Source organism: Pseudomonas sp. PSE1(2024), from assembly GCF_050990555.1.
Lineage (GTDB): Bacteria > Pseudomonadota > Gammaproteobacteria > Pseudomonadales > Pseudomonadaceae > Aquipseudomonas > Aquipseudomonas aphyarum.
Genome location: NZ_CP158967.1, coordinates 960,878 through 972,741, shown reverse-complemented (window position 1 = coordinate 972,741; position 11,864 = coordinate 960,878). Strand labels below are relative to the sequence as shown.

11 protein-coding genes are annotated in these 11,864 nt (G+C 60.1%); 8 read left to right on the top strand and 3 right to left on the bottom strand.

The features are described from left to right. Positions 1-5: 5 nt before the first annotated feature. The 3 genes from ABTV87_RS04175 to ABTV87_RS04165 are packed head-to-tail and all read left to right on the top strand — an operon-like array spanning position 6 to position 2,891. Positions 6-932 carry an ABC transporter permease subunit gene (locus ABTV87_RS04175; protein WP_085608057.1) on the top strand — a complete coding sequence of 309 codons (927 nt, stop codon included), beginning with the start codon at positions 6-8 and terminating at the stop codon, positions 930-932. Between the two features lie 10 nt (positions 933-942). Then, positions 943-1,911, top strand: a complete 969-nt coding sequence (locus tag ABTV87_RS04170; protein ID WP_007953667.1) for an ABC transporter ATP-binding protein — start codon at positions 943-945, stop codon at positions 1,909-1,911. Then, positions 1,911-2,891 carry a peptide ABC transporter ATP-binding protein gene (locus ABTV87_RS04165; protein ID WP_007953682.1) on the top strand — a complete coding sequence of 327 codons (981 nt, stop codon included), beginning with the start codon at positions 1,911-1,913 and terminating at the stop codon, positions 2,889-2,891. The genes ABTV87_RS04170 and ABTV87_RS04165 overlap by 1 nt, the downstream gene beginning before the upstream one ends. A gap of 107 nt (positions 2,892-2,998) precedes the next feature. Here ABTV87_RS04165 and ABTV87_RS04160 read toward each other — a convergent pair whose 3' ends face one another. Both ABTV87_RS04160 and ABTV87_RS04155 read right to left on the bottom strand, forming a co-directional pair. Beyond that, entirely contained in the window at positions 2,999-3,259 is a 261-nt protein-coding gene (locus ABTV87_RS04160) for a hypothetical protein (protein ID WP_433899036.1), read from the bottom strand. A gap of 256 nt (positions 3,260-3,515) precedes the next feature. After that, on the bottom strand, positions 3,516-5,099 hold the full coding sequence (locus ABTV87_RS04155) for a peptide chain release factor 3 (RefSeq protein WP_085608055.1): 1,584 nt from the start codon (positions 5,097-5,099) through the stop codon (positions 3,516-3,518). A 356-nt stretch (positions 5,100-5,455) separates the two neighbouring features. Here ABTV87_RS04155 and ABTV87_RS04150 point away from each other — a divergent pair, with 356 nt between their 5' ends. The 5 genes from ABTV87_RS04150 (at position 5,456) to ABTV87_RS04130 (ending at position 10,898) form a co-directional block, all read left to right on the top strand. Then, entirely contained in the window at positions 5,456-6,145 is a 690-nt protein-coding gene (locus tag ABTV87_RS04150; protein WP_172667905.1) for an ABC transporter permease, read from the top strand. 20 nt (positions 6,146-6,165) lie between these two features. Beyond that, the gene (locus ABTV87_RS04145; RefSeq protein ID WP_433899035.1) at positions 6,166-7,059 is read left to right on the top strand and encodes a glycine betaine ABC transporter substrate-binding protein; all 894 of its coding nucleotides are present in this window, start codon (positions 6,166-6,168) and stop codon (positions 7,057-7,059) included. A 13-nt stretch (positions 7,060-7,072) separates the two neighbouring features. Beyond that, positions 7,073-7,726 (top strand): ABC transporter permease, encoded by a 654-nt coding sequence (locus ABTV87_RS04140; RefSeq protein ID WP_007953690.1) that lies wholly within the window; start codon positions 7,073-7,075, stop codon positions 7,724-7,726. Continuing rightward, positions 7,723-8,877: an osmoprotectant ABC transporter ATP-binding protein OsmV gene (locus tag ABTV87_RS04135; protein ID WP_007953692.1), complete on the top strand. Its 1,155-nt coding sequence runs from the start codon at positions 7,723-7,725 to the stop codon at positions 8,875-8,877. Before ABTV87_RS04140 ends, ABTV87_RS04135 begins: the two co-directional genes overlap by 4 nt. An 857-nt stretch (positions 8,878-9,734) precedes the next feature. Next, positions 9,735-10,898 (top strand): type III PLP-dependent enzyme, encoded by a 1,164-nt coding sequence (locus tag ABTV87_RS04130; RefSeq protein ID WP_007953693.1) that lies wholly within the window; start codon positions 9,735-9,737, stop codon positions 10,896-10,898. 43 nt (positions 10,899-10,941) lie between these two features. On the opposite strand, the gene ABTV87_RS04125 is transcribed toward ABTV87_RS04130, so the two are convergent. Beyond that, positions 10,942-11,844, bottom strand: a complete 903-nt coding sequence (locus ABTV87_RS04125) for a hypothetical protein (RefSeq protein WP_433899834.1) — start codon at positions 11,842-11,844, stop codon at positions 10,942-10,944. Between the last annotated feature and the right edge of the window lie 20 nt (positions 11,845-11,864).

Genomic DNA, 11,864 nt, shown 5'->3' with positions numbered 1-11,864 from the left:
TACCCATGAGCACTCCAACTTCCTCAGTAGTCACCGCCGCCACCGCCGTGGATCAAAGTCTGCTGTACCCGTCACCGTACAAAGAGTTCTGGCAGGCTTTCGCCAAGAACAAGGGCGCCGTCGCCGGCCTGCTGTTCATGCTGCTGGTAATTTTCTGCGCGATCTTCGCGCCGTGGGTCGCCCCGCATAACCCGAGCGAGCAATACCGCGACTTCCTGCTGACGCCGCCGGCGTGGCTCGAAGGCGGGCAGATGCAATTCCTGCTCGGCACCGATGAACTGGGTCGCGACCTGCTGTCGCGTCTGATCCAGGGTTCGCGCCTGTCGCTGCTGATCGGTCTGTCGTCGGTGGTGATGTCGCTGATCCCGGGGATCCTGCTGGGTCTGTTTGCCGGTTTCTTCCCGAAAATGGTCGGCCCGACCATCATGCGTCTGATGGACATCATGCTGGCCCTGCCATCGCTGCTGCTGGCCGTGGCGATCGTCGCCATCCTCGGCCCTGGCCTGATCAACACCGTGATCGCGATTGCCGTGGTTTCGCTGCCGTCCTACGTGCGTCTGACCCGTGCCGCCGTGATGGGTGAGCTGAACCGCGACTACGTGACCGCCGCGCGCCTGGCCGGTGCCGGTCTGCCGCGCCTGATGTTCATCACCGTGCTGCCGAACTGCATGGCACCGCTGATCGTTCAGGCGACCCTGAGCTTCTCCTCGGCGATCCTCGATGCCGCCGCCCTGGGCTTCCTCGGCCTCGGCGTCCAGCCGCCAACCCCTGAGTGGGGCACCATGCTGGCTTCGGCCCGCGACTACATCGAACGCGCCTGGTGGGTGGTGAGTCTGCCTGGTTTGACCATTTTGCTCAGCGTGCTGGCAATCAACTTGATGGGCGACGGCCTGCGCGATGCGCTGGACCCGAAACTCAAGAACGCCGCCTGAGGAGATTCCCATGTCACTGTTAGAAATCAAGAATCTCAACGTTCGCTTCGGCGACAAGAACGCCACTCCGGTCGTCGACGGCCTCGACCTGAAAGTCGACAAGGGCGAAGTCCTGGCGATCGTGGGCGAGTCGGGTTCCGGCAAGTCCGTGACCATGATGGCGCTGATGGGCCTGATCGAGCACCCGGGGATCGTCACCGCCGACTCACTGAGCTTCGACGGCAAGAACATGCTCAAGCTGAACAACCGCCAGCGTCGGCAGATCGTCGGCAAAGACCTGGCGATGGTGTTCCAGGACCCGATGACCGCGCTGAACCCGAGCTACACCGTCGGTTTCCAGATCGAAGAAGTGCTGCGCCTGCACCTGAAAATGTCCGGCAAGCAAGCGCGCAAACGTGCGATCGAGCTGCTGGAAAAAGTCGAAATCCCGGGCGCCGCCAGCCGTATGGACGCCTACCCGCACCAACTGTCCGGCGGTATGAGCCAGCGTGTGGCGATTGCCATGGCGATTGCCGGCGAGCCGAAACTGCTGATCGCGGACGAGCCGACCACCGCACTCGACGTGACGATTCAGGCACAGATCATGGACCTGCTGCTGGCGTTGCAGAAAGAGCAGAACATGGGCCTGGTGCTGATCACCCACGACCTCGCCGTGGTGGCCGAAACCGCCCAGCGCGTGTGCGTGATGTACGCCGGTCAAGCCGTTGAAGTCGGTCAGGTGCCGCAACTGTTCGACATCCCGGCCCACCCGTACAGCGAAGCGCTGCTCAAGGCGATTCCGGAACACAGCCAGGGTGCCGAGCGTCTGGCCACTCTGCCGGGCATCGTTCCCGGCCGTTACGACCGCCCGCAAGGCTGTCTGCTGTCGCCGCGCTGCCCGTACGTGCAGGACAGCTGCCGCGCGCAGCGTCCGACCCTTGACCCGAAAAGCAACAGCCTCGCCCGCTGCTTCTATCCGTTGAACCAGGAGGTGGCGTAATGGCCGTCGTACTTACCGCCCGCGACCTGACCCGTCACTACGAAGTCTCCCGTGGCCTGTTCAAGGGCCATGCGACCGTACGCGCCCTGAACGGCGTATCGTTCGAGCTGGAAGCCGGCAAGACCCTCGCCGTCGTCGGTGAATCGGGCTGCGGCAAATCCACCCTCGCCCGCGCCCTGACCTTGATCGAAGAGCCATCGTCCGGTTCCCTGAAAATCGCAGGCCAGGAAGTGGCCGGCGCCGACAAGGCTCAGCGCAAACAACTGCGCAAAGACGTGCAGATGGTGTTCCAGAGCCCGTACGCTTCGTTGAACCCACGGCAGAAAATCGGCGATCAACTGGCCGAACCGCTGTTGATCAACACCAACCTGTCGGCCGCCGAGCGTCGCGAGAAAGTCCAGGCGATGATGAAGCAGGTCGGCTTGCGTCCCGAGCACTACCAGCGTTATCCGCACATGTTCTCCGGCGGTCAGCGTCAGCGTATCGCGCTGGCCCGCGCCATGATGTTGCAACCGAAAGTGCTGGTGGCGGACGAACCTACTTCCGCACTGGACGTGTCGATCCAGGCGCAGGTGCTGAACCTGTTCATGGACATGCAGCAGGAGTTCAACACCGGTTACGTGTTCATCTCGCACAACCTGGCGGTGGTGCAGCACGTGGCGGATGACGTGATGGTGATGTACCTCGGTCGCCCGGTGGAAATCGGTCCGAAGCACGACATCTACGCCCGTCCTCTGCACCCGTACACCCAGGCGCTGCTGTCGGCGACTCCGACCATCCACCCGGATCCGGACAAGCCGAAAATCAAGATCGTCGGCGAGCTGCCCAACCCGCTGAACCCACCGCCTGGCTGCGCGTTCCACAAGCGCTGCCCGTACGCCACCGCGCGTTGCAGCAGCGAAGAGCCGGCCCTGCGCCAGCTCGACACGCGTCAGGTCGCGTGCCACTACGCCGAGCAATTCCTCGACGGCGCGGCATGAAAAAACCCGCCCCGTTTCCCGGGGCGGGTTGTTGATGAGTTGACCAAACCCCTTCTGCCCCGATTGCGCATCGATCGGGAAAGAAGGGGTTTTCTTTCGCCCGGAATCTACGTCTGGCTATCGCCTTCGTCCGGATCGTCGGTGTCCGGCTCATCGGTGGTCGAGTCGTCATCGTCGGCGCTGCCACCCTGACCCTGATCGCCCGGCTCGGACGCGGACTTGGCCAGCATCAGCGCGCTGTGCCCCACCTGCCCGCTGTAGACCTGGGTATCGTGATCCTCGCACTCGGCCCAGGCCGTCGCGGTGCCGAGGGACAGCATCACCATCACTTTCAACAGCAGCAAAACGCGTAGCAACCTGTTTTTCATAGCCGAGTCCATCCTGTTCCAGGTGAGAAATTCATGCTGACCTGACGCTGATTGAAATCTAGTTCCGATCCGCCGGGTTCACCAGATAGGACGCTAACCAATGCCCGGAAATGCCATGCGTGGACAGACCGGTTTCGAATAACGCTCATAACCGGATCGGCTAAGCGAGGCCGTCTATCTGGAGCGCTTGATGAGCAGCCACTAAAAAGCCCCCGAGGCTTACGCAACGGGGGCTTTGGAGGGAACAGCTCAATGCTTAGTGATGCTCACGGGTCGCACGGAATTTCACGTCCGGCCAGCGCTCTTCCATCAGGGCCAGGTTGACGCGGGTCGGTGCGAGGTAGGTCAGGTGACCGCCGCCGTCCAGTGCCAGGTTTTCCACGGCCTTGTTGGAGAATTCCTCGAGCTTCTTCTTGTCGCTGCATTCGATCCAGCGCGCGGAGTACACGGTGATCGGCTCGTAGGAGCACTCGACCTTGTATTCCTCTTTCAGGCGGCTGGCGACCACATCGAACTGCAGCACACCGACGGCGCCGAGGATGATGTCGTTGCTGCGCTCCGGGAAGAACACCTGGGTCGCGCCTTCTTCGGCCAGCTGTTGCAGGCCCTGGCGCAGTTGCTTGGATTTCAGCGGGTCGCGCAGGCGTACGCGGCGGAACAGTTCCGGGGCGAAGTGCGGGATACCGGTGAAGCCCAGGGTTTCGCCTTCGCTGAAGGTGTCGCCGATCTGGATCGTGCCGTGGTTGTGCAGACCGATGATGTCGCCGGCGTACGCCTCTTCCAGCTGTTCACGCTCGGAGGAGAAGAACGTCAGGGCGTCGCCGATGCGCACGTCCTTGCCGGTACGCACATGACGCATCTTCATGCCTTTCTCGTACTTGCCGGAGCAGATACGCATGAAGGCGATGCGGTCGCGGTGTTTCGGGTCCATGTTCGCCTGGATCTTGAAGATGAAGCCCGAGAACTTCTCTTCCACCGGCTCCACGGTGCGCTCGTTGGCTACGCGTGGCAGCGGACGCGGGGCCCAGTCGACCACGGCGTCGAGGACGTGATCGACACCGAAGTTGCCCAGTGCGGTACCGAAGAACACCGGGGTCAGTTGACCGTCGATGAACTCCTGCTGGTTGAACTCGTGGCAGGCGCCCTGCACCAGTTCCAGTTGCTCGAGGAAACGATCGTACTCGTCGCCCAGATGCGCGCGGGCTTCGTCGGAATCGAGCTTCTCGATGATCTTGGTTTCGGTGCGTTCGTGACCGTGACCGGCGGTGTAGACAATGATGTAGTCGTCGGCCAGGTGGTACACGCCTTTGAAGTCGCGGTAGCAACCGATCGGCCAGGTGATCGGCGCAGCCTTGATCTTCAGGACGGCTTCGATTTCGTCGAGCAGTTCGATCGGGTCGCGGATGTCACGGTCGAGTTTGTTGATGAAGCTGACGATCGGCGTGTCACGCAGACGGCAGACGTCCATCAGGGCAATCGTACGTGGCTCTACACCTTTACCGCCGTCGAGAACCATCAGGGCCGAGTCCACCGCAGTCAGGGTGCGGTAGGTGTCTTCGGAGAAGTCTTCGTGGCCCGGGGTGTCGAGCAGGTTGATCATGTGTTCGCGATACGGGAACTGCATGACCGACGTGGTGATCGAGATGCCCCGCTGCTTTTCCATCTCCATCCAGTCGGATGTCGCATGGCGGTCGGATTTACGGGATTTCACCGTACCGGCCACGGCAATCGCCTTGCCCATCAGCAAGAGCTTTTCGGTGATGGTGGTTTTACCGGCATCGGGGTGGGAAATAATGGCGAAAGTGCGGCGTTTCGCGACTTCGGCGGCCTGTCTGGTCATGGGAAATCGCCTGGCGGTGATTCAAAAAAGGGCGGCGATTATAGCCCAACTCGATTCAATAACCGAACCGTTGAGCACATTAAGGGTGGCCAAATGCTGCCTCAGATGGGAACCTTTTAAAGCACGGAGACGTCCATCCCCTGTTACGACAATTCGTCAGGGGCTGAAAAATCAGCAAGTTAGCCTGACGAGGCTGCGCTCATGGCTCGCTTTCAGACCGCTTTTGCCGGGCTGAAAAAAAGCTGCTTCTCGCGAACGCTGACTTCGGCAGCCAGGCATGGCATGCCACACGGAGCAGCGCTCGCCGACTAAAAAAAAGGAGTCCGCCTGTGGCTATCCGCTATGGCAAAGGGCTGATGGGAGGTGCGGTGGTGATCGCGCTCCTGGCCCTGCTGGTCCACTGGATCGGCATCAACACGATCGAACACTACCGCGACGATTTGTTGTTTTACCTGCAAGCTCATCTGATTCTCGTCCTCGCTTCAATGCTGGCCGCCCTGGTCGTGGGCATTCCCGCCGGTATCTTCCTGAGCCGTCCGACCATGGTCGGCCGCGCCGAACGCTTCATGCAGATCTTCAACATCGGCAACACCGTGCCGCCGCTGGCCGTGCTCGCAATTGCCCTGGGGATTCTCGGCATCGGCAGCGGTCCGGCGATCTTCGCTTTGTTCCTCGCCTCGCTTTTGCCGATTGTGCGCAACACCTATGAAGGCCTGAAAAACGTCCAGGGTTCGCTGAAAGAAGCCGCCGTCGGCATCGGCATGACCCCGCGTCAGGTGCTGTGGAAAGTCGAATTGCCCAACGCCGTGCCGATCATCGTCGGCGGTGTGCGGGTGGCGCTGGCGATCAACGTCGGTACGGCGCCGCTGGCCTTCCTGATCGGCGCCAACAGCCTCGGCAGCCTGATTTTCCCCGGCATCGCCCTGAACAATCAGCCGCAACTGCTGCTCGGCGCCGCGTGCACCGCGCTGCTGGCCCTGCTGCTCGATGGCGTGGTCACCCTCGCCAGCCGCCTCTGGCTGGAACGTGGTTTGCGCCCGTCTTAAGGCCTTGCGAAGGAATATTTATGAAAAGACTTAGTTTGATTCTGGGCTGCTTGCTGCTCTTCGCAGGTATCGCCCAAGCCGCCGACAAACCGGTGATTCGTCTCGGCGCCCGGGTGTTCACCGAGCAGACCCTGCTCGCGGAAATCACCGCGCAATACCTGCGCAGCAAAGGCTACGACGCGCAGATCACCGGCGGCCTGGGCAGCAACCTCGCCCGCAGCGCCCACGAAACCGGACAGCTGGACATGCTCTGGGAATACACCGGCGTGTCGCTGGTGGCCTACAACCATGTCACCGAAAAACTCGACAGCGAACAGTCCTACGCCCGGGTGAAAGAACTCGACGCGAAAAAGGGCCTGGTCTGGCTCACACCGTCGAAATTCAGCAACACCTACGCCCTCGCCCTGCCGAAAAAAGTGGCCGAGGAATATCCGCAGATCAGCAACATCAGCCAGTTGAACGACGTGCTGAAGGCTGAAGCCAAGACCAATCACCTGGTGGCGCTGGACACCGAGTTCGCCAACCGCTCCGACGGCCTGGACGGCATGGTCAAGCTGTACGACATGAACCTGACCCGCCAGAACATCCGGCAGATGGACGCAGGTTTGGTCTACACCGCCCTGCGCAACGGTCAGGTGTTTGCCGGTCTGGTCTACACCACCGACGGTCGCCTCAACGCGTTCGGGCTGAAGCTGCTGGAAGACGACAAGCATTACTTCCCGGACTACACCGCCGCGCCGGTGGTGCGTCAGGCCTATCTCGACGCGCACCCGAAACTGGCGGAGCAACTCAAGCCACTGGCCGAACTGTTCGACGACGAAACCATGCGCCAGCTCAACGCGCGGGTCGATGTCGATCACGAAAGCCCTTCGAAAGTCGCTGCCGATTTCCTGCGCCAGCATCCACTGAATTAAAGGAGGAAAAGTCATGGAATTTTTGAACGCCTTTTCCCACCTCGACTGGCAGCAGGTGATGCACCTGACCTGGCAGCACATCACGCTGGTCGGCATCGCCGTCAGCCTGGCGATTCTCATCGGCGTGCCGCTGGGCATCCTGATGACGCGCTTCCCGAGCCTCGCCGGTCCCTTGCAGGCCAGCGCCACGGTGTTGCTGACCGTGCCGTCGATTGCCCTGTTCGGCCTGCTGCTGCCGTTCTACTCGAAATTCGGCCAGGGCCTCGGCCCGATGCCGGCGATCACCGCCGTGTTCCTTTATTCACTGCTGCCGATCATGCGCAACACCTACCTCGCCCTGACCGGCGTCGAACCGGGCATCCGTGAAGCCGCACGCGGCATCGGCATGACCTTCGGCCAGCGCCTGCGCATGGTCGAGTTGCCGATTGCGGTGCCGGTGATCCTCGCCGGTGTACGCACCGCCGTGGTGATGAACATCGGCGTGATGACCATCGCCGCGACCATCGGCGCCGGCGGTCTCGGTGTGCTGATCCTCGCCTCCATCAGCCGTAGCGACATGTCGATGCTCATCGTCGGCGCGCTGCTGGTCAGTCTTCTGGCGATCTTCGCCGACCTCATTTTGCAGTGGCTGCAACGTTCGCTGACTCCAAAAGGACTCCTCAAATGATCGAACTTCAAAACCTCAGCAAGACCTTCCAAAGCAACGGCAAAGATGTGAAAGCCGTGGACTCGGTAAGCCTGACCGTCAATGAAGGCGAAATCTGTGTGTTCCTCGGGCCATCGGGTTGCGGCAAAAGCACCACGCTGAAAATGATCAACCGCCTGATCAAGCCGACCTCGGGCAAGATCCTGATCAACGGCGAAGACACCACCGACCTCGACGAAGTGACCCTGCGCCGCAACATCGGTTACGTGATTCAGCAGATCGGTCTGTTCCCGAACATGACCATCGAAGAGAACATCGTGGTGGTGCCGAAACTGCTCGGCTGGGACAAACAGAAATGCCACGACCGCGCCCGCGAACTGATGAGCATGATCAAGCTTGAACCCAAGCAGTATCTGCATCGTTACCCGCGTGAACTGTCCGGCGGCCAGCAGCAACGGATCGGCGTGATCCGCGCGCTGGCGGCGGATGCGCCACTGCTGCTGATGGACGAACCGTTCGGTGCGGTCGACCCGATCAACCGCGAGATGATTCAGAACGAATTCTTCGAGATGCAGCGTGCGCTGAACAAGACCGTGATCATGGTCAGCCACGACATCGACGAAGCGATCAAGCTGGGCGACAAGATCGCAATCTTCCGCGCCGGCAAGCTGTTGCAGATTGACCACCCGGACACCCTGCTCGCCCATCCGGCGGACGATTTTGTCAGCAACTTCGTCGGCCAGGACAGCACCCTCAAACGCCTGCTGCTGGTGAAAGCCGAAGATGCGGCAGACAACGCGCCGTCGGTGAGCCCGGAAACCCCGGTGGCCGATGCGCTGGAGTTGATGGACGAGCATGACCGTCGCTATGTCGTGGTGACTGACGCGGAGAACAAGGCGCTGGGTTATGTGCGCCGTCGTGACCTGCATCGTCAGACCGGCACCTGTGCGCAATTCCTGCGCGAGTTCAACGCCACGGCGGCGTACGACGAGCATTTGCGCATTCTGTTGTCGCGCATGTACGAGTTCAATCGGGCATGGTTGCCGGTGATGGATGCCGAGCGAGTGTTCCTCGGCGAGGTCACGCAAGAGTCGATTGCGGCATACCTGAGTTCGGGTCGTTCACGCGGAATGAAGACCAATATTGTGTCGCCAGCCGAGGCGGTGGCCTGATCAAAAGCAAAAGGGCTGTTCGACAGCCCTTTTTTTCGACCGCCGGAACCTGAAAGTCGTGATTTTTTTGCCGACGATGAGCCGGCAAGAAATATCAACACATCAGAAGGCTGAATCCGTCCGAAGATATCAGCCTTGACCGGCAACTCCCCCCTCACCTCCCCTTCTCGCCGCCAACGTCGCCGATGTTGAAGTGATCGTACTTATCCATGACTTGGCGCGCATCAGCTTCGAACGTGCAGGTATTTTTAACACCTGAAAATTATTGCGGAACATCTGACCGTCATCTCGGTCGGCTACAAAGAGTGATATCCGCGACGCACGCCAGAAGCGTGCAAAAACGCGACATTTTTAGTTGATCTCAGGCCCCTCACGCCCTAAAGTTCGCGCCGAACGTCCATGCTGGAAACGATCCATCCGGCTCAAGTACTGACGACGAGACAGCAAGGCCAAGGGAAAGAAAGCTTCATTTCCCATGGCCTTTTTGCTTTCGGCGACATGCCTTGGGAAGTAGGCGAACCAAAGTGGGGATACGGAGGGCGTTCAGGAGGGTGTGTCATCAATGAATTCACGAGTGCGCCGGGTCTGCTTTTGCGCAGGGCAAGGCGCGAGGCCCGCAGTTTGGTTGTTCCAAATAAGGGACGAGCAACGCAGCCCTGCGCAAAAGCAGGCCCGGCCCTTCGGGTTGTGCCTGAGCGCGCGCCATGCTGCGTTGCAGGCCTTGCGAAGGGAGCGACCATTAGCGGCGGCCTGCGCCTTGCCTGGCACGCGCTCAGGCGCAACGCACTCGCGAATTCATTGATGACACACCCTCGCACCCATTGATTTCACGAGTTTGCCCATAGGAGCTCCCAAGTATGTCGATCCAGGTCGAAGACTATTTCGCGCGCGAAACCTTTCAGAAAATGAAGGCGTTCGCCGACAAACAGGAAACCCCTTTCGTGGTGATCGACACCGCGATGATCGCCCAGGCCTATGACGACCTGCGCGCCGGTTTCGAATTCGCCAAGGTCTACTACGCGGTCAAGGCCAACCCGGCCGTCGAGATCATCGACCTGCTCAAAGAGAAAGGTTCGAGCTTCGACATCGCCTCGATCTATGAGCTGGACAAAGTGCTGAGCCGTGGCGTCAGCGCGGACCAGATCAGCTACGGCAACACCATCAAGAAATCCAAGGACATTCGCTACTTCTACGAGAAGGGCGTGCGTCTGTTTGCCACCGACTCGGAAGCCGACCTGCGCAACATCGCCAAGGCCGCACCGGGCGCCAAAGTCTATGTGCGCATCCTGACCGAAGGCTCGACCACGGCCGACTGGCCACTGTCGCGCAAATTCGGCTGCCAGACCGACATGGCCATGGACCTGCTGATCCTCGCCCGCGACCTGGGCCTGGTGCCATACGGCATCTCGTTCCACGTTGGTTCGCAACAGCGCGACATCAGTGTCTGGGACGCGGCGATCGCCAAGGTCAAAGTGATCTTCGAACGCCTGAAGGAAGAAGACGGCATCCACCTCAAGCTGATCAACATGGGCGGTGGCTTCCCGGCCAACTACATCACCCGCACCAACAGCCTGGAAACCTACGCCGAAGAAATCATCCGCTTCCTGAAGGAAGACTTCGGTGATGACCTGCCGGAAATCATTCTGGAGCCGGGCCGTTCGCTGATCGCCAACGCCGGCATCCTGGTCAGCGAAGTGGTGCTGGTCGCGCGTAAATCCCGCACCGCCGTGGAGCGTTGGGTTTATACCGATGTGGGCAAATTCTCGGGCCTGATCGAAACCATGGACGAAGCGATCAAGTTCCCGATCTGGACCGAGAAGAAAGGCGAGATGGAAGAAGTCGTGATCGCCGGCCCGACCTGCGACAGCGCCGACATCATGTACGAAAACTACAAGTACGGCCTGCCGCTGAACCTGGCGATCGGTGATCGTCTGTACTGGCTGTCGACCGGTGCGTACACCACCAGTTACAGCGCCGTAGAGTTCAACGGCTTCCCGCCGCTGAAATCGTTCTACGTGTAAGCGACGCTTCAACTGAAAAGGCCCATGCGTGCATGGGCCTTTTTTATTTGCGCAACCAGATCTCAAGATGGTTGAGCATTGTCATGAATTCATCGGCGCCCTCTTGGGTGGCGGCCAGGTGGAAATTCAACTCGCCGAGTTTCGACGCGCGCTCTGCCCTCAATAAGTCATTGAACAGCATGTCTATGCGCAAGCCGGTTTCTTCGAGAAACACGCTGATGGACGAACTCACGGAAGCCAATCCGCTAAATAACCCGGCAATATCAACTTTGTATTCTGCGGCTCTGACGAGCGGATCCGCTGACGAATAAGCCACGTCCCAAACCGGCGTCGTGCGCACTTCACGAAACAACTCCTCGACCACCGTCGGCTGGGTATGACACTGGCACGAGCGATGATCCATTGCTCTGCCAAATACCGACTTGAGACCGAACGACTCGTCATGCACCTCGGCGATGGTGTATTTCAGTTGGCGAATCGCCGCCCTCAGCGAGGAAAAACGAAGCGCCAGTTCGTGAACGAGGTCCGGGACATCGGTTGGGGGAAACAACTTCCAGGTCGGCGACCTGGATAAGCTGTACAACTTGAAATCCACCTGACTGAGAGGCTCGTTCCTTGAAGTATTGCGGGTGATTTCCAGCGTTTCGGCGGTGAACGTAGCGAGATCCGCGATGTAAGTACTGCACAGGCGCCGAGCCTCTTCGGTGCGCTGCCAGAACGCCTGCAAGTAGCGTGCATTGAAACTGGCGTTGTTCAAACGCGAATCACTGGCCAGTACCGCCAATTGATGACCGCTGGCTCTGCGACGCTCAAACACCAAAGGAATATTGTTGAAGGTGGGGTGAAGAGAACCGAGGAAACTTGTATATCGATCCAGCACGCGTCGTTGCGCTGTGGAGAATTCATAGGCAAGTGTTTTCATGAGTGGCAGGGAAGCGGTGGACATGTCGTCCACCGCCTCGACTC